The sequence below is a fragment of the Methylobacterium sp. Leaf88 genome (assembly GCF_001422795.1).
In the GTDB taxonomy this organism is placed as follows: domain Bacteria; phylum Pseudomonadota; class Alphaproteobacteria; order Rhizobiales; family Beijerinckiaceae; genus Methylobacterium.
The window spans coordinates 171,417-194,879 of the sequence record NZ_LMMK01000022.1 but is presented as its reverse complement, the minus strand read 5'-3'; the positions used below and the strand labels follow the sequence as shown (position 1 = coordinate 194,879).

The following is a 23,463-nucleotide window of genomic DNA, read 5'->3' as shown; positions in this document are numbered from 1 at the left end:
GTCCGTCCTCCAGGCTCAAAAGCCATACCAAAGGGCGGACCACTTCAATGGGGGCGGATCAGTCGCTGTCTCACGTCGGATGACCGTGTGACGAGCATTCCCTCATCGAACAGCGCGGCGATTTTCCGCTTCCGGGCAAGGGCCGGACCCCTCGCTATGACGATGTTGGGTCGACACTTGCCGGCCTGTTCCACGACTGGGATGGGTGGATTTCAGCCGGTCCGCTATTGGGAAGCGGCGCCAACAAACCGGACGTTCCCATGAGTTGCGGCGCAAGACGGCTTTGCACCATGAGCAGAAATCTGCCGCTTGCTCAGCACCGTGCTCTCTGCAACCGATCTGGAGCGTCTGTTAACCACCGAATCTGTGGATTCTGTCAGTCGGCGCCAGGTCGGAGGTTTGACAACAGAAGCACCACTCAAGGGCAAAAATGCCTATCGATACGAACTGATTTCCGTCATGAATTTGCGGCGTATGGCCCTGGAAAAATCGCCATAGCCTTTCGCGGTGAGCAAGAACGCGTTCGGTCCAGCGACGACGTGCGCCTCGAACCATTGCTGGAGGCCGATATGCTCCTGAGGCAGCGGCGTCGCCCGGAGGCCGTACCCTGGGGCCCTGTATGCGCCGGCGCCCACGACATCGTTCTCGCCCGGAACGAGGATCGGCAGGCCATTGATGGTGGCGCCCGAGGCGAGGACGGCGGCCTGCTCGGTGGCAAGGTCGTCCGTGTCCGTGCAATTGTCGATGCCGTCGCCCGAGACGTCGACGACGATGCGCTCGGCGGGGATCGGCATGGCGGGAATCACGCTCCCGGCGATCGTGCGGAACATCTGAGCCAGGCAGGTGAATTCACCGGTCTGGCGGGGGGTCGCCCGGACCTGCGCCGCTGCGGCGACCGCATCGGCGCGGCTCGCGATCCGCCGCCATCCAACAGCTAGGCTGGCCCGATCGGCCCAGGTCACCATGGCGAAGAGCGTTCCTCCTGGCCGCGCGGTCATCGCTGCAACAACGCCGGGATCTTCCAGGGCCTCGGCAATTCCCTCCATCTGCAGCCCGAAGCGCGCCGCGTCGACCGATTGCGACACATCCACGGAGACGATGAGCGCGACCGCGACCGGCGGTTCGGCCCTGACTGCCGCGGTCGTGCTGCAGACGAACAGAAACGCCGCGGATCGCGCACGCCAGCGTCGCGCCGGAGCTCGTGTGGGTGCCAGCAGACCCGACCGCCACCAGGGCCGTTCAGAGCGTTGTCGGGATTGCTGTCCGGGCGGCTCGCTGACCCCGCCGACCGGGACGTGGATGTCGAATTTCGGAGCGGGGGGAAGCCGGGGCATCGTTCGGTTGCTATCGATTCAGGTCTTGTCGATGAAGCGCACCGTGCAGCCCGGATGCCGCGCAACGAGGTCGCGACCGGGTGCTGTACCGAGGACCATGCAGCTGGTGGACAGGCCGTCGGCCAGAAGCCCAGTCGGGGCGGTGACAGTCACCGAAGCCAGGCCTGCAGGAGAACGCCCGGTCGCGGGGTCGAAGATGTGGTGGTCGACGCGGTCCGGCGAGAAGCTCATGCTGTAGTCTCCCGAGGTTGCGGCGAAGCCCGTGAACGGTTCGATCACGGCGGCGAGGTTATCCGGCGCCCGCGGATCGGCGATGCCGAGGCGCCAGGGCGTACCGTCCGGGTGCGTTCCCGCGGCGCCGAACTCGCCGGTATCCACGAAGGCATCCGTAATCCCACGCGTATGCAGGGATGCCATAACCCGGTCGGCAGCGTAGCCCTGGACCAGGGCATTCAGCGTCACTGCGGTGCCGGGCTCCAGAAGGATGCGCTCGGGCGTGAGGGAGACCTTGCGCCAGCCGATCCGGGCGGCCGCCCGGCGAAGGGAGGCCGGGTCCGGACGTTCACCCCGCGCGGCGGCCTGCGCCCAGAGCGGCCAGAATGGCTGCACGGTCGGATCAAAGGCGCCGCCGGTCCCCGCCGCAAGGTCGAGGGCGAAGCGCAGGAGCGTGGTCAGGTGTGCGGGCGGCGTCTCGAGGTGGCCGGAGCGATTGAGGCGATTCAGGGCGCTGGTTGCCCGGAACAGGCTCGCGGCGTCCTCGACACTGCGGATCTCCGCGAACCCGTCGGAGAGGGCCGCGTCGAGGGCGGACGGTTCGGGCCCGGCCACGGTGAGGGCGACGGTGGTGCCGAAGGCGAGGCCCGTGCGGGTTCGCGTCGTGAGGCCCTGCGCGCCGGCCATCGCGCGGAACGCGACCACGCCGCCGAGTGCGGCCGTAGCGAGGCCGGTGCCCCCGACGAGGAGGCGGCGCCGGGCCGGGCGCAGGATGGCCGTCATTCCGCCGGTGCCTGCTGGGGGGCGATCCGCCGCCCGCGCTTGGCGGCCACCACCTGCGGCACGCATTGCTGCGGGTCCTGGATGATCGTCACGCAATCCATGCATTGAAAGCACTCGGGGTAGTCGATCCGGCCGGACGGCGCGATGGCTCCGTAGCGGCAGCGCACCTTGCAGAGCTGGCACGGGCTGCCGCATTCCGCCCGACGCGGAATCCAGTCGAGGACGCGCAGGCGCCCGAGGATCGCGAGCCCGGCGCCGAGCGGACAGAGGTAGCGGCAGAAACCTTTGTAGACGAAGAGGTTGAGCACCAGCAGGCCGACCGCGTAGGCCACGAATGGCCAGGCCCGCACGAAGTAGAGGGTGATGGCGGTCTTGAACGGCTCCGCCTCGGCAAACGTATCCGCGAGGGGCGAGCCGGTGGCGGCGGCGACGAGGATGCCGGCGAGGAGCCCGTACTTCGCCTGTCGCAACCAGAGATCGAGCCGGGGCGGTACCGCGATCGGCCGGATGCGCAGGGGCTTGGCGAGCCAGGCGGTGAATTCCTGCAGTGCGCCGAAGGGGCAGAGCCAGCCGCAGAACGTGCCCCGCCCCCAGACCACGAGGGTCGGGACGACGAAGGCCCAGAGCAGCAGCGAGGGTGGGTCGTAGAGGAGGAAGGCTAGATCGTGGGTCACGGTGGCGGCGCGCACCAGGCCGACCAGCGTGACGACGGAGAGCTGCGCCTGGGCGTACCAGCCGACGAAACCGAGGGTGAAGGCAAGGAAGCCGAGGCGGAAGATCGCGAAGCGGCGGCGGTCGACCACGAGCATGCGCCGGAACGCGAGCACCGGCACGAGCCCGGCCAACGCCAGGGCGATGACGCCGAGTTCGGGTCCGCGCGCTCGCCACGGATCGAGCCAGCTCGGACCCGCTTCCGCCGCCTCGCGGGTGAACAACGTGGCGGGGAGGGTGTAATCGGCGGAGAACTCACGGACGATCTTCTCGGACAGGATCTGCCCGCGTTCTCGGATGAGCTTGGCCTTCAGCGTCCAGGGCGCGGAGGGATCGAAGCCTGCGGCCCCGGTGATCCGCAGGATCGTCCAGGGCCCATCGGGCAGACCAGGGGCGGCCCCGCGCCGCTCGATCGCCATGTCCCGCGCGTTCACCGCCAGACCGCCCTGCATCACGGCGAGGCGTTCGGGGATCGAACCCAGCACGAAATCCTCGCCGAGGGGATTCTCGGAGCCGTGGCTCACCACCATCACCGCATGGTCGCCGGGGCCGAGTTCGCGCATGAGCGCGGCGAAGCGGTCCGAACCGAGGAGGCTACGGCCGATCGCCGGCACGTTGAGATAGGCGAAGGTGAGATCGGTGAGCGGTCGGTCGCCCGGGCCGCTGTCGATGGGTTCCAGGCCCGCATCCCGGAAAGCGTCCTCGGCCTGTCCGCGGGTCACGGTGAGGTGGCGCACCCAGCCCCGTGCGACGAGGTCGGCCACGCTCAGGGATTCGTTGGCATCCGGCTGGGCTTCGACCTTCAGGCCGACGTTCGCAGCGCCGAAGCCCAGCTTGGCGCGCGCGACGGCCAGGGACGCACCGAGGATCGATTCGTTGATCACGCGCGTCGAGGCGGTGGCCATGGAGATCCCGTCCACGGTGGTCTCTGCCGAGGCCCCGCCCCCCCGCGCGTTCGGCCTGCCGACCCGGATCGACCTGCGGGCCGACAAGCCCACATATTGGTCGACGAAGGCGAAGAGCGGTTCCGAGCCGAGGCCCTCCAGGAAGACGGGCTCGTGGTGGGATACGACCTTCACATCGCGGAAGGTGCCATCGGGGGCGAGCGCCACGAGGAGGTCGGGGGGCGTCCCCCCGAAGCCTGGGATCGGTGCGAGGTCGATAGATTCGAAAGCGTAGGCGAAGATCTCGTAGCGGCCGGCCTCCTGTTTCAGGATGGGCCAGACCGGCAAAGCCCCGTCGCGCTCGCCCACCACGAGCGGAGCCGGAAAGTACCGCTCAATGCCCCCCCGATCGAGCGTGCCCGCCATGGCGGGATGGCCTCCCCACAGGGCCGCGAGGAGAACGAGGAGGAGATGGCGCGTCCATGATCCGGCAAAGACCGGCGTGATCCGTGGGCGAACCTGCGCCGCGGTCATGGCGTGGTGCCTGAGGGGCCGGCCGGTGCCGGCCGGACCGCCACGCCCCAGGGGAACCGGCCGACCTTGACGCTGCGGATCGGGCGTTGCGTCGCCAGGTCAATCACCGTCACGTCCCCCGACACCCCGTTCGTGGTGAACATGCGTGACTCGTCCGGCGTCATCGCGAGTTGCCAGACCCGGCGTCCGACCAGGATGTAGTTCACGACCCGGTAGGTCTTCGCGTCGATCACCGCGACCCGGTCGGAGGGGCCGAGCGCCACGAAGGCGAAACGTCCGTCCCGCGTCAGGGTGATGCCCACGGGCTGAAGGCGGTCCTCGGCGATGCCCTTCACGCCGAACCCCACCGTCTCGACGACCCGGCGGGTGGCCACGTCGATCACCGCCACCGTGCCGCCGATCTCCGAGGAGACCCACAGCATCCGCCCGTCCGCCGAGAAGGCGGCGGCACGCGGGCGCTGGCCCACCGGCGTCGCATCGAACGCCGAAAGCGTCGCGACATCGATCCAATGCACCATGTTGGTCGTCTCGGATGTGGTGACCGCGAGCTTTCCGTCAGGGCTCACCGCCATGCCCTCCGGCTCGATGCCGACATCGATCTGGGCGAGGACCTTGCGCGCCTGCGCATCGACCACAGTGGTGGTGGCGTTCTCCTCATTGGCGATGAACAGCGTGCGGTCGTCCGGCGCGAGGGCGAACTGCTCGGGGTCCTCGCCCGAGGGAAGGTTGTGCCGCACCGCGCCCGTGTCGGGGTCGATGACCTGCACGGCATCCGAATCGCTGGCGCAGATGTAGAGGGTGCGCCCGTCGCGGGAGAAGGTCAGACCGCGCGGGCGCCGGCCTACGGGGAAGGTGCGGACCACCTCCAGGGAGCCGCCGTCGATCACCGAAACGGTATTGTCGCGCTCGTTCGAGACAAAGACCTCCTGGCCCAGAACAGGCAACGCCAGGAGCGCGCCGGCAAGGCAGAGAAGGCTGGCGAGACACGCGGTGCGAGCCATGGCCTTCGCCTTCGGATGTCGGTGCGGGCGGTGCGGAGCCGATATGTGCGGTCGCATCAGCCTGCCTTCCGGAAGGTCCGGCACACGCTCTCGGGCTCGTCGAGGCCGAGGGTATCGAGTTCGGTGCGGTGGTGCAGAAACCCCTCGATCGGCGCAACGGCCGTGACCGCACCGGGGCCGATCAGGAACACCGGCTGGCGCAGCTGCCCATTCCAGGCACGGAAGCTCAGGGGCCGCCCCTTGAAGCCGCCGACCTCGAATGTGGGTGCGAGGACCAACGCCGCGACCCTGTCGGGATCGGTGCTGCGCACCTGCACCGCCGCTTCGCCGAGCGCGTGCACGGCCATCCAACCGGCATAGTCCACCGGGCGCATCGCCCGCCCGGCGAGCCGGCGGAAGCGCCCCTGGAGTTGGACCGCCGCCCAGGCCTCCACCGGTCGCCCCCAGGCAGCGGGGGTGAGCCCCTGCGTGCCGACGACGGGGCGGGGCGATGCCGTGTTGTAGAGGAGGTTCGTGCCGAATGCCCCCGCCTCGTCGGCCACCGCGACCACGTCGTGCTCGGGACCACGGGTGGGAATCACGAACTCACGCAGCGCCGTGTCCCGTGTGTCGCCGCCCTCCGGATCGAAGCGCGACTCGGCGACGATCCGCAACCCGAACTTCTTCGCGCTCCGCCGCAGCGCTTCGGCGTAGAGGGCATCGGCCGGCGCCGGGCCGGACAACAGCAGGATGCGGGCCCACCGCTTGAAGGCCAGGAACTGAACCAGGGCATCGGCAAGCATCGCCCGCGAGGGCAGGACATGCAGCAGCCGGGCCCGGCAGTCGGCATCCCGCAGGCGGGTATCGGGCGCCCCGATATTCAGGAAGACGGTTCCTCGGGCCTCGGGCAGGTCGGTCAGCGCCAGGACGTCGTCGGCCGGCGCGTTCAGCACGACGAACCGGACCGGACCGTGTCCGAGGCTCCTGAACACGTGCCGGAGATCCTCCTCCGGCGCGACGATCCGGGATTCGAGCGTGAAACCCAGTCCGACGAAGCGACCGGTGGCGTTCGAGTCCCTCAAACCGAGGTCCGCCCCCTTCAGACCTTCGTCGTCGGGGATCGGATCTTCATTATTGAGGGGGGCGGAGCGCTCGATACGCCGTTCGAGGTAGTGGATCGTCAGCGCCTCGCCGGCGGCCGACGCGCGCGTACCGCCGGGCATCGCTATCGCGCCCGCTAGCATCAGGCCGGATACCACCGCCGCTGCGATCCGCGCGGCACGATGGGGACGCGGGCGGCCACGGCCCGCGCCATCCCGCTTCCAGCGCCGACCCTGCATCGGCCCTCCCGCCCTGTTCGTTCTTTGGCGGCAGGATAGCGGCGGCACTGCCGCGGCCGGTATTGGACCAAAGTGCAACGGGGCGGGTGCGGGATTTCGATGCTGACCTGTACCAAAGCACAATGGGTTCGGCTCAGGGCGCTTGCTACCCGTTTCCAATAATAACGGGAGGAACGACGATGAAGCCTGTCATCCTGGGCGGGGGGCTCCTCGCCCTCGGTCTCGCTCTGTCCGCGTCCATGGCCTTCGGTCACGGCGACGTCCAGCCGCAACCCGTCGACACCGCAGGCCTCGCGCCCCTCGGGGAAGGCTGGAAGGAGGAGAATCCATATCGGGGCAACGCCAAGGCGATCGCCATCGGCGATTCGGGCTTCAATCAGAACTGCGCCCGCTGCCACGGTCTCCAGGTCATCTCCGGCGGCCTGGCACCCGATCTGCGCTACCTTCCGGTTGGCAAGGAAGGCGATGAATACTTCGTCGAGCGCGTGCGTCACGGCGCGATCATCAATGGCATGACGAAGATGCCGGCCTTCGAAGGCGTGCTCTCACAAGAGGCCCTGTGGGCGATCCGCACCTATATCGAATCGAAGCACGAGGAATGAGAGGGTATCCTGCGATGCGGCGTCTCGCTGATCCGTTCGCCCGGACGCGCCACCTCGTCCTGGCCGCCCTCTTCAGCGCGACCTGCCTGGCCACCGGGCGGCCGGCAATCGCGCGGCCCCTCGACGAGGTGACGGCCTCGGGCGTTCTCAGGGTCGCCGTCTACGGCGACAACGTGCCGTTCTCGGGGGAGGGCGAAGCCGCCCCCCGCGGTATCGATGTGGACCTCGCCCGCGCCATCGCCGATCGCCTGAAGCTGCGCCTCGATCTGCGTGTGGTGGATGCAGGCGAGACCGTCGACGGCGATTTCCGTCTCAATCTGTGGCGCGGCGACCTCGCAGGCACACCCCTGGCCGACCTGATGCTGCATGTGCCTCACGACCGGGTGCTGGCCACGCGCAACGAGCAGATTTTCCTGACGACGCCGTATTTCGAGCAGCGCCTCGCCTTCGCCTATCATCGTGACCGGATCGAGGGATTCGAGGGTGTGCGCGACTTGGAAGGCCATGCCGTCGCCGTCGAGGGGATGAGCGCGTCCGACAGCCTCGTGATGAACGCCGAGGGCGGGCGGTATCGCGCCGGCGTGAAGCACTACCGCAGCTTCGACGAGGCGGCGAAAGCGTATCTCGCGGGCGAGGCGCCAATCCTTGCTGGCACGCGCGCCGGCATCGAGGCAGCGCTCTCGGGCGCCGGCGCCTCGCGGGAGAACAATCCCGTGGTCGAGGTGCCCATGCCGGGCATCGTCCGGACCCGATGGGATCTGGGCGGGGCGGTCCGCAGCGATTCTCGCGACCTCGCCTACGCGGTGGGCGATGCTCTGGCGGCCTTGGCGACCGAGGGGCGCCTCAAGGCGATCTGCGACGCCTACGGCGTCACCTACTCCGCGCCGCAAGGCTATTGAGCCGACCGAGCATCGTCGAGGACCGAAAGCCAAGACCTCATCCTCAGTCCCGGCACCCGACGGCTATTCGACCAATGGCCAATAAGAATCCTCTGAGAACTTCTCTAGCTTCGACATCAAGGGGCGCCTTCCCAACACATCGAGACGGCGAAACCCAGTGGGTCACGGAGAACCGGGCCCGGCCTTGAGCGGAGGAAATGCCATGAGAATACGCGACCAGTTCCTGGCGGCGGTGGGCGTCACTGCCCTTTGCGTCAACCTGACCTTGCCGGCACTCGCCGAAGTCACCGAACAGGACATCCTCAACGACGCGAAGACCACTGGCGACGTCGTTACCTACGGTCTCGGGCCGCAGGCCCAGCGCTTCAGCCCTCTCAAGACGCTCAATCGCGACAACATCAAGGGCCTGGTGCCGGCCTATTCCTTCTCGTTCGGTGGCGAGAAGCAGCGTGGCCAGGAGAGCCAGGCGCTGGTCAAGGACGGCGTGCTCTACGTCACCGGATCGTATTCGCGCATGTACGCCATCGACTCGCGCACCGGCGACAAGCTGTGGGAATACAACGCCCGCCTGCCGGAGGGCATCCTGCCCTGTTGCGACGTGGTGAACCGCGGTGCCGCTCTTTATAAGGACAAGGTCTATTTCGGTACCCTCGACGCCAAGCTCGTGGCGCTCGACCAGAAGACCGGCAAGGTGGTCTGGCGCAAGGACATCGACGACTTCAAGGCTGGCTACAGCTACACCGCCGCGCCGATCATCGTGAAGGGCAAGATCATCACGGGCGTGTCCGGCGGCGAGTTCGGCGTCATCGGCCGGGTCGAGGCGCGCGATGCCGAGACCGGCGAAGTGGTGTGGAAGCGGCCCGTCATCGAGGGTCACATGGGCGAACTCAACGGCAAGCCCTCGACCATGACCGGCCAGGTCAACGAGACTTGGCCGGGCGACACCTGGAAGTTCGGCGGCGGCGCGACCTGGCTCGGCGGCACCTACGATCCCGAGAGCAACCTCGTCTATTTCGGCACCGGCAACCCCGGCCCCTGGAACTCGGCGCTGCGCCCGGGCGACAACAAATGGACCGCCTCGCGGCTCGCCATCAATCCGGACAACGGCGAGATCGTGTGGGGCTTCCAGACCACACCGCATGACGGCTGGGACTTCGACGGCGTCAACGAGTTCGTGCCGTTCGACATGCAGAAGGACGGCAAGACCGTGAAGGCCGGCGGCACCGCCGACCGGAACGGCTTCTTCTACGTCCTCGACCGGACCAACGGGAAGTTCATCTCGGCTACCCCGTTCGTGAACAAGATCAACTGGGCGAAGGGCATCGACGAGAAGGGCCGCCCGATCTACGACGACGCCTTCCGCCCGGGCGACCCGGCAAAGTCCGAGGACGGCAAGAAGGGCAAGTCCGTCTTCGCGGTGCCAAGCTTCCTCGGTGGCAAGAATTGGATGCCGGTCGCCTACAGTCCCGACACCAAGCTGTTCTACGTTCCATCGAACGAGTGGGGCATGGACATCTGGAACGAGCCGGTCTCGTACAAGAAGGGCGCGGCATATCTCGGCGCTGGCTTCACGATCAAGCCGGTCTTCGAGGATCATATCGGCTCGCTCAAGGCCATCGACCCGGCCTCCGGCAAGACGGTGTGGGAATACAAGAACAAGGCGCCGCTCTGGGCCGGCGTGCTGACCACGGCGGGCAACCTCGTCTTCACGGGAACCCCGGAGGGCTTCCTGAAGGCCTTCGACGCCAAGACCGGTGAGGAAGTCTGGAAGTTCCAGGTCGGCACCGGCGTCGTCGCGTCGCCGATCACCTGGGAGCAGGACGGGGAGCAATGGGTCGGCGTCGCCGCCGGCTGGGGCGGGGCCGTGCCGCTGTGGGGTGGCGAAGTGGCGAAATCCACCGCCGGAATCAACCAGGGTGGAAGCTTCTGGGCCTTCAAGCTGCCCAAGACCGTCGCCACGCGCTGAACGGAGCCGTCATCGGACGGTGGCTCCGGCCATCGCCCGACCGATGACTCCCGAATTTTCTGAAAGCGTGCCGGCCTTCGCTCGAGGGTTTGGCGCGCCCGAGCTCCGGAATGTCGGCGGTATCTCAACAACCGCAGGCATCCCGGAGCTTTCTCATGCCTTGACCATATCGCCCGCTTCGAGTGGAGCTGCCCGTTCCGCGTGTCGTGGTGGGGCGTGAGCTTCCCCCTCGCCGCAGCATCCGTCGCGGCCCTGCGGATCGCGACGGCGCGGCCGGGCCCGGCGATCGACCTCCTCGCCGTCTGCCTGCTCGCGCTCGCGACGGCGGTGATCGGATGGCTGCTCGCCCGGACCCTCATCGGACTCGCCCGCGGGGAGCTGCGTACGCTGGCGCAATGACAGGCAGGCGCGACATGACCTCGCTCACCCGCGACGAAGAATTTGAACGTCGAAATTGAGACACCGCGAGAGCTGACTGTGTATTTGCAAAGGGCGCATCCCTGATAGAGTAGAGGTGGATTACACGTCCGCTTACGGGAGCCGCACGAAGGCGCTTGAACGACTGGGTTGGGTCGAGATCCGCCGGTCCGGTCTATGACCGGGACGGGTGAAATGCGGTCCGGCTGCTTTCGATCGGAAGACGTTCTTAAGCAGCCTATCGTGGAGGCCATCGGGCATCGGCCAGTTGCACCACCAGGCACAGGCTGCCTAACCTCTCACCCCAGATGGACCAGAGCCTCCGCTCCTGAACACCGCAGACCGTCCCAAATCATCTGACGACGCACAACCATCCGGAACCATGCCGATGCAATGTTACAATGTTGCGGAAAATGGCGTTCCCTCGATTGACTATGCGGCGGCGCCCAGCGAATGTCTGACCGTCAAGGTTCCTGCGGGCCGTCGGCTCGCGGGCTAAGAGGGAATTCGGGGTGCTCGCAAGAGTGCTTCCGAAGCTGCCCCCGCAACTGTCAGCGGCGAGCCCTTTCCGTTCATGGTCACTGGTGCGTCGCACCGGGAAGGCTGAGGCGAGGGCAATGACCCGCGAGCCAGGAGACCTGCCTTGCACCACGATACGTCTCTCGGGCGGGGTGTCCCGGCGGAGCGCATGAGCGGGCTCGGCTGCTGACGCGGCCGATCCTGTGAGGGCACCCGCTCGGCCGTCGCTCGACAACCTTGAGCGCACCGGTGCCCCTTCGTCCGAGCCTGCCCACCGCGACGGCCCCGATCCCGAACCCGCCCGCATCCACCAAGCGCCGCTGGAGACCCGAACGCCGGGGATCGCGTTGCGCCCTTGCCGCGATCCTCTCGACGGTTTCACCCACCTTGGAGGCACGGGCGCAGGAGGCCGTCACGCTGGAGGAGCTCTCCGTGGAAGGGGATGGCAGAGGTGCCCCGACCGTCGCTGGTGCTGGTCCCAACCCAGGTATCGGCCTGATCGGTCCGACCCCGAGTTACCGGGCCGACCGGGCGGTGAGCAGCACGAAGACCGACACGCCTCAGCGCGACGTGCCCCAGGTCGTCACCGTCGCGCCACGCGAGGTCATCACGGATCTCGCTGCCACCCGCGTCGACCGCGTCTTCAACTACACGCCCGGCGTCGCCCAGCAGAACAATTTCGGCGGCCTGACGGTGTTCAGCTACGCCATCCGCGGCACGACGACCTCGGAACTCTACCGCAACGGCTTCCCGATCAACCGGGGCTCGCCGCCGCCGCCCGACACCCAGAACGTCGAGCGGATCGAGGTCCTGAAGGGTCCCGGCGGCGGCCTGTTCGGGCGCAGCGACCCGGGCGGCCTCGTCAACTTCGTCACCAAGCAGCCGACCGCCGAGCGCTTCGTCGAGATGGGCGGCCTGTGGGGCTCGTTCGAGCAGTTCCGCGGCACGGTGGATGCCGGCGGCGCACTCAACGAGGACGGCACGCTCCTCTACCGCTTCAACTTCGCGGGCGGACGCCAGAACAGCTTCCGCGATTTCGTGGATGGCGACCGGCTCCTCGTAGCTCCCGTCGTGAGCTGGCAGATCACGCCGGACACGAAAATTACCGTCGAGACCGAGTTCCTGCGCAACCGCATCGTGGTCGACCGGGGCGTGATCGCGATCAACAAGCAACTCGGCTTCCTGCCGATCTCCCGCTTCCTCGGCGAGCCGGGGCAGAGCACCGACCAGAGTTCGGACACCATGCAGGTGCGCGTCGAGCATCGCTTCAACGCCGATTGGCAGATGCGGCTGGCCACCCACTTCAACACCGGCTCGCTGGTCGGGGAATCGGCGGAGGTCCGTGGCCTCGCCGCCGACAACCGCACCGTCCTGCGCGACCGGAATTTTCGCGATTACCGCTGGGATACCGCCATCGGTCAGGCCGAGGTGGTGGGGCGCTTCGCCACCGGCGATCTCGGTCATACCCTGCTTCTCGGCTTCGAGCGCGAGAGCACCGACAGCCGCGTGGTCTACGACCGCTCGAACTTCCGCCAGAGCCCCTACAGCCTCGACATCTACGATCCGCGCTACGGCCAGGCCCTCCCGCCGCTCACCATCCGGCGCAACAACCTGGAGCGGGTCACCAACACCGGCCTTTACGCCCAGGACCAGATCGCGCTGAGCCCTGAGTGGAAGGCCTTGCTCGGCGTGCGCTTCGACTTCTTCGAGCAGTCCTTCCTTGAGCGCACGACGGCGACGCAGACGGAACAATCCCGGGTGGCGGCGACGCCGCGCGCCGGCCTCGTCTATCAGCCCCTGCCGGCGCTCTCGCTCTACACCAATGTCGGCACCAGCTTCCGGCCTAATATCGGCCCCGACGCTTTCGCGGTAGCTCGCTCTGTGCCGTTCGAGCCCGAGACCGGGATCGGCTACGAGGTCGGCGCCAAGCTCGATCTGTTCGGAGGCGCGCTCGGCCTGACGGCGGCGGCCTTCCGCATCGAGCGCGAGAACGTGCTGACGGCCGACCCCAACAACAGCGGCTTCTCGTTGGCAGCGGGCGGCGTGCGCAGCCAGGGCTTTGAACTGACCGCCGCCGGCCAGATCACCCCAGAGATCAAGATCCTGGCGGGCTACGTCTACGCTGATGCCGAGGTGACCAAGGACAACGTGCTGCCGATAGGCGCACCGCTCATCAACATCCCGCGCCACTCGGGCAGTCTGCTCGCCGTGCACGAGGTGCAGGCGGGCCCCTGGAAGGGCCTTGGCCTCGGCGGCGGCGTGCGCGGCGTCGGCGAACGCGCCGGGGACGCGGCAGGCTCCGGCTTCGTGCTCCCGGCCTACATCGCGGTCGATGCCCTGGCCTATTACCGCTACGAGAACATGCGCTTCGGCCTCAACGTCGAGAACATCTTCGACGCGACCTACTACGAGAGCTCGAACAACGCCTTCCGGGTCTATCCCGGCGCGCCCCGGCGCTTCACCGGCACGATCTCGGTGCGGTTCTGATGGCTGACGTCACCACCCATGCGGGTGACTTCGTCCTGGAGATCCAGGGGGCGAGCAAGCGCTTCGGCGAACGCCGAGCCCTCGATGGCCTCGACCTGTCGCTCCGCCCCGGCGAGGTCTTCGCCCTGCTCGGGCCGAACGGTGCCGGCAAGACCACCACGGTCAACCTGATCCTCGGCTTCTTGAAGGCGGATGCCGGCACGGTCCGGGTCTGCGGTGTCGATGCCGGCGCCGACCCGGTCGGTGCCCGCCGACACGTGGCCTACATCCCCGAGCAGGTGGCGCTATATCCCGGCCTCTCCGGGGTGGAGAACCTGCGCTACTTCACGACGCTTGCGGGCCTCGACCTGACGAAGGCGAGCGCCCGTACGCTCCTCGCCGAGGCCGGCCTTGCCAAGCCTGCCCACGAGCGTCCCGCCGGCTCCTATTCCAAGGGCATGCGCCAGAAGGTCGGCATCGCGGTGGCACTCGCGCGCCGTGCCCGGCTTCTCCTCCTTGACGAACCAACCTCAGGCCTCGATCCGAGCGCGGCCGCGGACTTCTCCACCACGGTCCGGGCGGCCGCTGAGCGCGGCACCGCCATCCTGATGGCGACCCACGACCTCTACCGCGTGCGCGAGATGGCCGGGCGCGTCGGCGTGCTGAGCCGTGGCCGGATCGTCGAGGAGATCGACCCCAGGACCCTCGACCATGTCGGCCTGGAGCGGCTCTACATCGAGCGGCTGGCGGGGAGCGCGGCGTGAGACGACTGGCGGCCGAACTCGCGCGCACCGCCCACGATGCGCGCCTCCGTTGGATCGGTGCCGTCCTCGTCGTGCTCCTCACGGTCGCGGGCCTCGGGGCTTGGCGGGACTCCACGCGCTACGCCGGCGAGGTCGCTCAGGTCGCGGCGGCCGAGCGCGCGCGCTGGCTCGGCCAGGATACCAAGAACCCGCATTCGGCCGACCATTTCGGGCTGTGGGTGTTCCGTCCCTCCGCACCGCTTGCCGTGCTCGATCCCGGTACCGAGCCCTATACGGGCCGGATGGTACGGGTCGAGGCACACGTCTTCAACGACGCAGTCTACCGCGCCATCCAAGATGCTGGACCGCTCGCGAGGTCCGGCCTCGGCAGCGTCGCCGACATCGTCCAGCTCGTGGTGCCGCTCGCCGCCATCCTGCTGGGCTTCTCCACCTTCGCGGCCGACCGCGAGCGAGGCACGCTGCGTCTCGCGCTCGGCAACGGCGTCCCGCCGGGACCTCTCTTCGCGGCCCGGTTCGCAGCCCTTTTTGCCGCCCTCGCCCTCGTGGCGGGCCTCCCCTTTCTCGGGATCGGTGCGCTCGCGGTGACGAGTCAGGATGGTGCGGGCTGGCAGCTCGGTCCACGCCTGTTGACCTGGATCGCCGCACAACTCGCCTACGGCGCGGTGTTCCTGCTGCTCGCGATGCTCGTCTCGTTGGTCGCCCGCACGGCACGGGGCGCGCTCGCCGCTTCGCTCGCGGCCTGGGTCCTCCTCTGCGTCGCGGCCCCCCGCCTCGCGATCGTCGGCGTCGACGCCGCCGTGCCCGCCCTGTCCTACCGGGAGGTCCGAGCCCGGATCGAGGCCGGATTCCGTGGCCATCGCACCGCCGAGGCGAACGATCTTCGTACGCGCGCGGTGCTGGCCCGCTACGGCGTCAGCGACCCCGACGAACTGCCCGTAGACCTTCGCGGCCTGATGATGTCCGAGAACGAGGGACACAACTTCGCGGTCTACGACCGCGAGCTCGGTGCCTTCTTCGATAGCCTCGCGGCTCAGGACAGGGCCTTGGCCTGGGCCGGTCTCCTGTCGCCGCGGGTCGCCCTGCAGGCCCTCTCGCAGACGCTGGCGGGCACCGATTTCGCTCAGCACGCCAACTTCGTCTGGGCGGCGGAGGCCTATCGGCGCCGAATCTCCGAACGCATGAACGCCGAGATCCGCGACCATCCCCAGCGCGGCGGAACCACCCTCGTCGCCGGGCCGGACCTATGGAGCGAGATCCCGCCCTTCGTCCCCCGGCCACTGCCGTTCGCGAGCACGCTAGCCAACGCACGCGTTCCGGCCCTCGTCCTCGCTCTCTGGCTCGGTCTGATGGTGGCCCTGTGCCTTCCCCTGGTCCGGAGGTTGAAGCCGTGACAACTGTACGGTTCTTTGTCCTGGTCCAGGCTGAGTTGCGCCTGATCCTGCGCGAGCGCCTGACCTGGGCGATCCTCGCTGCCCTCCTCGTGGCGCTCTGCCTGGCGGCGTGGACGGGCGCAGGGCGCGTCGCCTCGGAGCGGGCCGCCCTCGCGCAGGCCGCCGCCGACACCGACCGAGTCGTGCGGGACGCCAGGGCCGCCCATAAGCGCTACGCCAAGCCCTCGCCGATCAAGGTGAACTACTGGCAGGACCCCACCGACGCCTTCGGCTACATGACCTACTTCATGGCTGCCTACGCGGTGAAGCCGCCGACGCCGCTCGCTGCGTTCGCGGCCGGTCAGTCCGACGTGCAGCCCGCGATCATGCGGGCCAGCTTCGGCTTCAGCACGGTCTTCGACGACACCGCCTACGAGCCCGGCTCGACGGCCCGGCTCAGGCTCGGCCCGTTCGATCTTGCCTTCGTGCTGGTCTACCTTGTGCCGCTCGCGGTCATCGCGCTCGCCGGCACGCGGCTTTCCTCCGAGTTCGACAGCGGCATCTTGCGCATGATCGCGTCGCAGCCCGTCGAACCGCGTCGCGTGGCGAGTGCGAAGTTCGGGGCCGTGGCGCTGGTCGCCATCACGGCTGTGCTCGGCGGAACGGCGCTGGCGCTCATCGTCTCGGGCGGCCTGGGAGCGCTCGACGGATGGACGGTCACGCTGGCCCTCCTCGCGACGGCCTTGGCCGCCTACGTCGTTCTGTGGGTGTCGGCTTGCGCCCTGGTGGCCAGCCTGTGGCGCGGGGGCGTCGTCGCCCTCGCGATCCTCGTACTGGCTTGGTCCTGCGTCACAGTGGCCCTGCCAAGTACGCTCGGCCTCGTGGTCGATGTCCTCGCACCGACGCCTTCTCGGATCGCGGCCATTGATGCGAGCCGGCAGGCTCAGGTCCGCTTCTACACCGGTGAGGAAGGCGCACGGATCACCGCGGCCTGGCTGACCGGCAAGGTTTCGAAGGCCGTAAGCCGGCCGGGGCTGGCAGAGGCGCCCGAGATCAAGCGCCTCGCCCGCGATGCGTTCTACGACGAAGCGCTGGCGGGCTACCGTGATGCCGCACGGGACCATGCCCGGGCGGTGGCGGCCTGGAGCCGGCGCCTGGTGATCCTGTCACCCGCCACGGTCCTCGCACGCGCACTGGAGATGGCGGCGGGAACCGACGCGGAGCGCCATTCCGCCTTCCTGGCGTCGGGCGCCGCTTATCGCCGGGACCTGCGTGCGTTCTTCGAGCCTCGCATTCTCGCCCAGGCCCTCGATCCAGTCCCGGTGTGTCAGGGCTGCCCCGCGCGCCTCGACTTCACCGCCTACGACACCGTGCCGGCTTTCGAGCCCTCCATCCCGCGCGTAGCGGCCGAACATCAGGCGATGGTCGCTCTCGGCTGTCTCATGGCGGGTGCCTTGTTCATAACCGCGCTGGCCTACCGTCGTCTTTGCAGATGGCCTGCATGATGCGCCCGAACCGGAACGAAGCCTCCGAGGATGCCAGCCCGGTGGCGACCCAGCCCCGTGACGTTTCCGCCGCCTGCGTCCGGCGCGGGGATGCCGGACGCGGGGCCTCGTCCGCGCGCGCCCGCCGCTACGCTCTCGATCTCATGCCGATTATCGACGCGATGCGTGGGGAAGTCGGGCGGACGCCCCAGTGCCTCGCCCTGGAGCTCACGCGGCGAGGGATCTGCAAGCCGCGCGGCGGCGCAGTCTGGACACCAGTCGATGTCGGCCGGCTCTTGCATCGGATCGGAACGGAGCGCGCGAGATGAGACCTGGAACTTTCGAAGGAGCGCACAGTCCGCGATCCCGCATCGTCTCCATCGACGCCCTACGCGGCCTCGTCATGCTGCTCATGCTCGTCGACCACGTGCGGGAGTTCGTCTACCTGCACGCCCAGGTTCGCGACCCGATGGACCTCAGTCTCACGCCGCCCGACCTCGTCATGACCCGGCTGATCTCGCATCTCTGCGCGCCGGTCTTCATCCTGCTCACCGGCCTCTCAGCCAGCCTCCACGCGCAGAAGCACGGCGACCGGCGGGCGACCAGCGTGTTCCTGGCAAAGCGCGGCCTCCTGCTGATCCTCATGGAGGTGACGCTGGTCAGCCTCGCCTGGACCCGCAGTCTCGCTCCGCCGATCCTCTACCTGCAGGTGATCTGGGCCATCGGCCTCAGCATGGTAGCGCTGGCCGCCCTGCTCTGGCTACCGCGCGCTGCCCTCATCGTCTTCGCCGCGGCGGTGATGCTCGGCCACAACCTGCTCGACGGATTCGTGCTCCAGCTCGGCGACACTGGCTACGTCCTCTGGTCGATCCTGCACCAGCGCGGCTTCATCGAACTGCCCTGGGGCGTGGCGCGGACCTCCTATCCCGTGCTGCCCTGGTTCGGCGTGATCGCGGCAGGCTACGCCCTAGGGCCGCTTTTCGCCGGAGCGGTCGCGCCGGCCCCTCGTCGCAAAGGGCTCCTGGCGATGAGCGGCGCGGCGCTCATCGCCTTCGTGATCCTCCGGGGCCTCAACGGCTACGGCGAGCCGGTGCCGTGGCAGACGGGAGCGACGATCCTAATGACTGCGCTCTCCTTCGTGAACCTCACCAAGTACCCGCCCTCGGCCGACTTCCTGTTGCTGACCCTGGGCCTCGGGCTCGGGCTCCTCGCCTTGTTCGAGGCGGTGCCGGTGCGAAGCCTCGGCTGGCTGCGCACCTTCGGCGGCGCGCCGCTGTTCTTCTACCTTGCGCATCTCTGGCTGTTGCGGCTTCTCCATGACGGCGCCCTGGCGCTCGGCCTCGGCGACCCCTCCGGCCGGATCGAGGCGGGAGCGCCGGTGCAGATCTGGCTGGTCGCGGCGGCCCTTGCCCCCCCGCTCTGGCTCGCCTGCCGTTGGATGGTCGGCCTGAAACGTCGGGCGGCGTTGCCGGCCTTGAGCTACTTGTAGGCCCGCCATTAGAAGCCCCCTTCCAGAGGCTCGATAGAAGCCTCGCAATGGCTCCCGTTGATGGCCACCGACCGATGCGAGTTCACGGCTGGGCTGGGTGGGTTCTTGCCAGTCCGCGTCCGGTCGGTGCACCGCAACCGTAGACATTCGTTCAGCGGAGATGGCTCGTGGGCTCAGAGCCTTGTCGTCAGGTCTGTCAGCCAGGCCGGCGAAGCGTTTACGAGACCGGTCTCCAGAACCTTGTCGTAACCGAGCACGATGGTCACGCCGGTGACTACCAGGATCAATCCAAACGTCGCCCTCAGCCCCTTGCCCACACCCATCATTCGGTTTCGCCAACGCATCAGCACCTCGCGTGACAGGGTGCCGAGCAGCAAGAGTGGTAGGGCGGCACCTAAGCCGAACAGCAGCATGGTAAGGGCGACGACGCCAAGGTCGCGTCCCTGCGAGGCGAGCAGGGATGCAGCGCCAAGGGTAGGACCGACGCAGGGGCTCCACACCGCACCGAGCAGTAGGCCAACGCCGAACTGACCGGGCAGGCCGGCGGTCGAAAAGCCGCCGAACCAGTTCTCTGTCCAGTTGCTCATCGGGCCGGCGGCCACGGCCAGCCGGGTCTGGGCCACCGGGACCATCAGGACGAGCCCGACGAGTATGAGCATGATGGCGGCCCCGGTCCGGAATATGCCGGCATCGAGGCCGATGGCGAAGCCGACGGTGGCCACGAACAGCCCGATGACCACGAAGGACAGCGCTAAGCCGACGGCAAGCGCCGCCGGCCCGAGCCTGTGCTCCGAGGCCGCCGCACCAAGCACCAGCGGCAGCAACGGCAGCACGCAGGGGGACAGCACCGAGAGGATGCCGGCGAGGAAGGCGAGGCTCAGGCTCGTGACCATGACGGTTCAGAGCGCCTTGTCGAGGAGCGACGAGATCGCCTCGGGCTTGGTCTCGCCGGCCGAGCGCCCGGTCTCCTTCTCGCCCTTGTAGGTGATGAGCGTGCTCTGCATCGTCGCGCCGAACTGCTTGACCACGTCCTTGCGGCTGTCGAAGTCGACGTCGAACACCTGCAGGTCCTTGAACTTCGGATCGGCCTCAAGCTTCGCCAGGATCGGCTTCTGAGCGGCGCAGGTGGTGCACCACGGAGCGGTGATGTGAACGAGGATCGGCTTGCCGGCCTTCTGGGCAGCCTCGAACGCGGCATGCGTGTAGGTCATCTCGGCCGCGCCGGCAGCTGTTCCGAACAGCATGGGGGCGACGGCGAAGGCGGCGAGCAGGATGCGGCGGGTGGTCATGGATGGTGTCCCGTGATGGATGGTTGAGGGTGGAAGTCCAGGCTCATTTCGAAACCTGCGTGATCGCCCGGTCGACGTTCACACGGGCGGACCAGTCCTTGGCGCTGTCCTGGCCCTTGAGATCGATGAGGCGGGCGGCGGTGACGTCGACGTTCTTGAAGTCGGCTCCCGCAACGGTCGCGCCGGTGAGGTTGGCCCCCGACAGGTCGGAGCCCATCAGAATCACGTCGGTGAGGTCGGCATCGGTGAGGTCGGCGTATTCGAGGCGCGAGCGCCCGAGGTTCGCTCCCTTCAGGTTGGCCCCCTTGAGGTTCACCGAGACGAACACGGCCCGCATCAGACCCATGGACTGGTTCTTGATGTCGGCGCCGCCCTTGAGGTCGACCAGCGTCGCCCCAGCCATGTTGGCGCCCTTGAAGTCGCCGATGGGCATCGACCGGCTGAGGTCGGCACCGCTGAGGTTCGCATCCCGGGCAGTGATACCGAACATCTTGGCGCCCACGAGCTTGGCGCCGCTGAGATCAGCCTTGATGAACCAGGCCTGCTCCAAGTTTGCCCCGCTTAGGTCGGTGCCGCGTAGGTTGGTCTTGTTCAGGCGGGCGGTGCGCAGGTTTGCACCCTTGAGGTTCAGGCCGGAGAGGTCGAGGCCAGCAAGCGCCTTATCGGAGAGGTCGATAGGCTTGCCGTCCGCCTTGGCGATCAGCGCTTCTACGTCGGCGCGGGTCATCTCGGCCTTGGTCATCGCGGCCGAGCCCATGTCGGCGCCCAAGAGCAGGTCCTGCTCGGCATGGGCCGGGGCGGCCAGAAGGACGGAGGCGAGCAAAAGGGGGGCGAGGCGGCGCATGGTTTCTCCCGGATCATCTCGCCCGGGTCCATGGAAAGCCTGTGCTTCCTCAAACCGTCGTTTGGGCGGATTTTTGTTCTCTGAAGATGGTGGTACTGGCGTCTGTTCCCGCCGTCTGTGACCCAGGTCACCGATGGCTCCCTAATGCGAAGATCCATTGCTTCAACGGGGTATGGTGGCATCCAACGACCGCTGACCTCCGGGAGGACGAACCATGCAGAGCGCCAACCAGGTCGAGCGCTGGATCGAGCGCTTTCCGCTGGTCCGGAGCTTCAGCGCCAGCCATCTCCAGATCGCCCGCGGCACGGTACACTTCCCCGTGCTTGAGGCCGGCGCGATTGCCTACGAGCTCCAAGACGCCTGTGCGAACTACCTGATGTGCATCGACGGGCGGACCCGGGTGTTCCGGATGTCGGAGAGCGGGCGGGAGATGCTGATCTACAAGGTCGGCGCCGGCGGCACCTGCGTGCTCACCACCCAATGCTTGCTCTCGGGCGGGGGCTTCCCAGCGCAAAGCATCGCGGAAGCCAGGACCGAACTCGCCGCGTTGCCGGCCGATACCTTTCGCCAGTTGATGCGGGAGAGCGACACGTTCCGGGACTTCGTCCTCGACGACTACACGAGGCTACTGTCAGGCATGTTCGACTTGGTCGAGGAGATCGCCTTCGCCCCCCTGGAACAGCGCCTCGCCAGGCGGCTGCTGATCGAGGCCGACGCCGATGGCATCGTCTGGAAGACACACCAGCAACTCGCATCGGACGTCGGCAGTGTGCGTGAAGTCGTCAGCCGCCTTCTTGGAGAATGGGCGGACATCGGGCTTGTCGAGATCCGCCGAGGCCAGGTGCAGGTGATCGACCGGGCGAGCTTAGCAGCGAGGGGGCCGAACTGACCCCACGTCCGGTTATGAGCGACCAGTGGAACAGACGGAATGACCAAATCGGGTCGCAAGCGGACGGCCCAAACTTGAGCAGACACCGGCACGATGCTGCCGCTCTGCCTAAGGCATCAGGCAGCCTGTAGTTCGAGGCATCGCGAAGGGTGTCCGCGGAGGAGTTGTTCCAACTCGCAGCAATGATATCTGTTCGCTCTGAGGCGTTTACGAAGGAGTCCAGACATCGTGCTGTTGCTCCTGCACGGCTGGTTGAGCCAGTTGGTCTTGGAAAAGGCGGCCGAAGGTATTTGCAGAAACACCAGTCAGGGATGCCCGGAGATACTCGATTTCTCGGTTTCGCAGCTCCGCCTTCTTTGGATCGTCTGGATGGTCTCCGAGACAGACCTGCAGGTCATAACTCACCCACCGATCTTGGAGCGCCACGGCCGCAATGGTGTGCGTCCAGCGTGCGCTGTCCATGGCCGTCAGCATGGCTTCATCGAGCGCAGTCGCTACGTATCCCGCCGTGGCGGCCACCAGACGCATGATGGCGCGGCGATCGGCGGCCGAGAACGAAGGTGTCTGTTGGTCCAGGATAGCAGCCACTGCTGCCGGCGTGGTTGCACCCTCGTCGAGCATGGCATGATGTAGATTGTGAGAAGCAACTATTAAATCTTCGAGCGTATGAAGGGTATGGAGCGGCATGATGGGAGCCCATTTTGATCTGGTTCGGTGCTGATAGCCAAGCAATATAGCTCACCGGGTCTGGGATACGCATTTGGGCGCGACTGCTCCAGACAACATCCATATAATTAACGTTCTATTTTCACGAATAATAGAGCGAGATCGGCAGCCGCGGCTCAGCCCCGTACTTGCGCTTCAGTTTACGAAGGCAGCCCGCTGTCCGCGTCGCGGCGGCTTGGGCTGACCGCGGGCGGTCGATCATGGTCGATAATGAAGGGGCGATCACGCTTGGCTGATAGGCGCAGACCGCCAAGCAGCGCGGCTAACTCGTGAAGGCTGACGAAGCCTAGCTCGGGGGAACCGAGACAGAGATCGAACAGCGCAAGGCTGGGGTCCAACCTAGCCGGGCGGATCTCTTTATACCCGTCAGATTGCACCGGCATCGGGGATGAATAACGCAACGACCGCGGTGCCGCGGAGACGATGTGACGAGTGGCCGGGCTGGTATATGCCGCTGCCACTCGTCACATCGTCTCCGCTCCGCTGGTGCGGTGTACAGCGGCTGGCTCGATGGGACCACAACTCAGACGGGAAACGAAGGACAACCGAGGACGACTCCTACGAGGACGACCACGGGAACTGTGACCGGGCCGCCATTCAGGCGGCCACGCTGTAAGGCAGAGCAGATATCTCAGTGAGGAGATCGGCACCAGGATGTTCGCTGGCAGCTTTCGGTCGGACGAGCGAAACGGGTGGCCTGTGCCGAAGCCGGCCGGCTCGGACTGAAGGCAGCAGCCAGCAGTTCGGAGGATAGGCAGGACGAAGCAGGGGCAGGACGAAGCAGGAGCAGCAGCGGAAGCGGACGTCGGAGTTGCCACCGGCCGGACCGGACGGCGGCAGCGAGAGGGGAGAAGGGGAAGGGAAGGGGAAGGGGGACTTGCCGGACTTCTTCTTCCCCTCCGGGGGGTGTACGAAGATAGGCGTGAGCGACCAGCTCTCGCCAGCTCCAGCCGCCGTTTT

The 23,463-nt window shown here is 67.5% G+C and carries 19 protein-coding genes and 1 riboswitch; of the genes, 10 read left to right on the top strand and 9 right to left on the bottom strand.

The window, feature by feature from the left end:
* Positions 1–434: 434 nt before the first annotated feature.
* From ASF20_RS14270 to ASF20_RS14250, 5 genes are all read right to left on the bottom strand, one after another.
* Complete coding sequence (locus tag ASF20_RS14270; protein WP_082501358.1) at positions 435–1,217, bottom strand: DUF1194 domain-containing protein; 783 nt, start codon at positions 1,215–1,217, stop codon at positions 435–437.
* 135 nt (positions 1,218–1,352) lie between these two features.
* Positions 1,353–2,330, bottom strand: coding sequence for an FAD:protein FMN transferase (locus tag ASF20_RS14265; protein ID WP_056275077.1), 978 nt, complete (start codon positions 2,328–2,330; stop codon positions 1,353–1,355).
* Positions 2,327–4,351 (bottom strand): 4Fe-4S binding protein, encoded by a 2,025-nt coding sequence (locus ASF20_RS14260; RefSeq protein ID WP_156648082.1) that lies wholly within the window; start codon positions 4,349–4,351, stop codon positions 2,327–2,329. Before ASF20_RS14260 ends, ASF20_RS14265 begins: the two co-directional genes overlap by 4 nt.
* Before the next feature lie 104 nt (positions 4,352–4,455).
* Positions 4,456–5,460, bottom strand: coding sequence for a YVTN family beta-propeller repeat protein (locus ASF20_RS14255; RefSeq protein ID WP_056275076.1), 1,005 nt, complete (start codon positions 5,458–5,460; stop codon positions 4,456–4,458).
* Between the two features lie 56 nt (positions 5,461–5,516).
* Positions 5,517–6,662, bottom strand: a complete 1,146-nt coding sequence (locus ASF20_RS14250; RefSeq protein WP_348271549.1) for an ABC transporter substrate-binding protein — start codon at positions 6,660–6,662, stop codon at positions 5,517–5,519.
* Between the two features lie 296 nt (positions 6,663–6,958).
* Between ASF20_RS14250 and pedF the strand changes: the two genes are divergently transcribed.
* The 9 genes from pedF to ASF20_RS14200 all read left to right on the top strand — a co-directional run bounded on the left by pedF (position 6,959) and on the right by ASF20_RS14200 (position 18,755).
* The gene (pedF, locus tag ASF20_RS14245; RefSeq protein WP_056275074.1) at positions 6,959–7,381 is read left to right on the top strand and encodes a cytochrome c-550 PedF; all 423 of its coding nucleotides are present in this window, start codon (positions 6,959–6,961) and stop codon (positions 7,379–7,381) included.
* A 14-nt stretch (positions 7,382–7,395) separates the two neighbouring features.
* Positions 7,396–8,280 (top strand): transporter substrate-binding domain-containing protein, encoded by an 885-nt coding sequence (locus ASF20_RS14240; RefSeq protein ID WP_056275071.1) that lies wholly within the window; start codon positions 7,396–7,398, stop codon positions 8,278–8,280.
* Between the two features lie 202 nt (positions 8,281–8,482).
* Positions 8,483–10,246: a PQQ-dependent methanol/ethanol family dehydrogenase gene (locus ASF20_RS14235; RefSeq protein WP_056275069.1), complete on the top strand. Its 1,764-nt coding sequence runs from the start codon at positions 8,483–8,485 to the stop codon at positions 10,244–10,246.
* Between the two features lie 168 nt (positions 10,247–10,414).
* Positions 10,415–10,645 carry a hypothetical protein gene (locus tag ASF20_RS14230; RefSeq protein ID WP_082501352.1) on the top strand — a complete coding sequence of 77 codons (231 nt, stop codon included), beginning with the start codon at positions 10,415–10,417 and terminating at the stop codon, positions 10,643–10,645.
* A gap of 468 nt (positions 10,646–11,113) precedes the next feature.
* Positions 11,114–11,324, top strand: a riboswitch (cobalamin riboswitch).
* A 221-nt stretch (positions 11,325–11,545) separates the two neighbouring features.
* Entirely contained in the window at positions 11,546–13,669 is a 2,124-nt protein-coding gene (locus ASF20_RS14225) for a TonB-dependent siderophore receptor (protein WP_056275099.1), read from the top strand.
* Complete coding sequence (locus ASF20_RS14220) at positions 13,669–14,412, top strand: ABC transporter ATP-binding protein (protein WP_056275064.1); 744 nt, start codon at positions 13,669–13,671, stop codon at positions 14,410–14,412. Before ASF20_RS14225 ends, ASF20_RS14220 begins: the two co-directional genes overlap by 1 nt.
* The gene (locus tag ASF20_RS14215) at positions 14,409–15,803 is read left to right on the top strand and encodes a DUF3526 domain-containing protein (RefSeq protein ID WP_056275063.1); all 1,395 of its coding nucleotides are present in this window, start codon (positions 14,409–14,411) and stop codon (positions 15,801–15,803) included. The genes ASF20_RS14220 and ASF20_RS14215 overlap by 4 nt, the downstream gene beginning before the upstream one ends.
* Positions 15,800–17,287 carry a DUF3526 domain-containing protein gene (locus ASF20_RS14210; protein WP_162242627.1) on the top strand — a complete coding sequence of 496 codons (1,488 nt, stop codon included), beginning with the start codon at positions 15,800–15,802 and terminating at the stop codon, positions 17,285–17,287. Before ASF20_RS14215 ends, ASF20_RS14210 begins: the two co-directional genes overlap by 4 nt.
* A gap of 304 nt (positions 17,288–17,591) precedes the next feature.
* Positions 17,592–18,755, top strand: a complete 1,164-nt coding sequence (locus tag ASF20_RS14200) for a heparan-alpha-glucosaminide N-acetyltransferase domain-containing protein (protein WP_056275059.1) — start codon at positions 17,592–17,594, stop codon at positions 18,753–18,755.
* 173 nt (positions 18,756–18,928) lie between these two features.
* Here ASF20_RS14200 and ASF20_RS14195 read toward each other — a convergent pair whose 3' ends face one another.
* The 3 genes from ASF20_RS14195 to ASF20_RS14185 are packed head-to-tail and all read right to left on the bottom strand — an operon-like array spanning position 18,929 to position 20,888.
* A complete protein-coding gene (locus ASF20_RS14195; protein ID WP_056275057.1) occupies positions 18,929–19,648 on the bottom strand; it encodes a cytochrome c biogenesis protein CcdA in 720 nt (239 codons plus the stop codon).
* Between the two features lie 6 nt (positions 19,649–19,654).
* On the bottom strand, positions 19,655–20,044 hold the full coding sequence (locus tag ASF20_RS14190; protein WP_056275054.1) for a thioredoxin family protein: 390 nt from the start codon (positions 20,042–20,044) through the stop codon (positions 19,655–19,657).
* Positions 20,045–20,087: 43 nt separating this feature from the next.
* A complete protein-coding gene (locus ASF20_RS14185) occupies positions 20,088–20,888 on the bottom strand; it encodes a pentapeptide repeat-containing protein (protein WP_056275052.1) in 801 nt (266 codons plus the stop codon).
* Between the two features lie 214 nt (positions 20,889–21,102).
* Between ASF20_RS14185 and ASF20_RS14180 the strand changes: the two genes are divergently transcribed.
* Complete coding sequence (locus ASF20_RS14180; RefSeq protein ID WP_056275050.1) at positions 21,103–21,777, top strand: Crp/Fnr family transcriptional regulator; 675 nt, start codon at positions 21,103–21,105, stop codon at positions 21,775–21,777.
* A 207-nt stretch (positions 21,778–21,984) separates the two neighbouring features.
* Here the strand turns inward: ASF20_RS14180 and ASF20_RS14175 are convergent, their stop codons facing one another.
* Positions 21,985–22,464 (bottom strand): hypothetical protein, encoded by a 480-nt coding sequence (locus tag ASF20_RS14175; protein ID WP_156648080.1) that lies wholly within the window; start codon positions 22,462–22,464, stop codon positions 21,985–21,987.
* Positions 22,465–23,463: the final 999 nt, after the last annotated feature.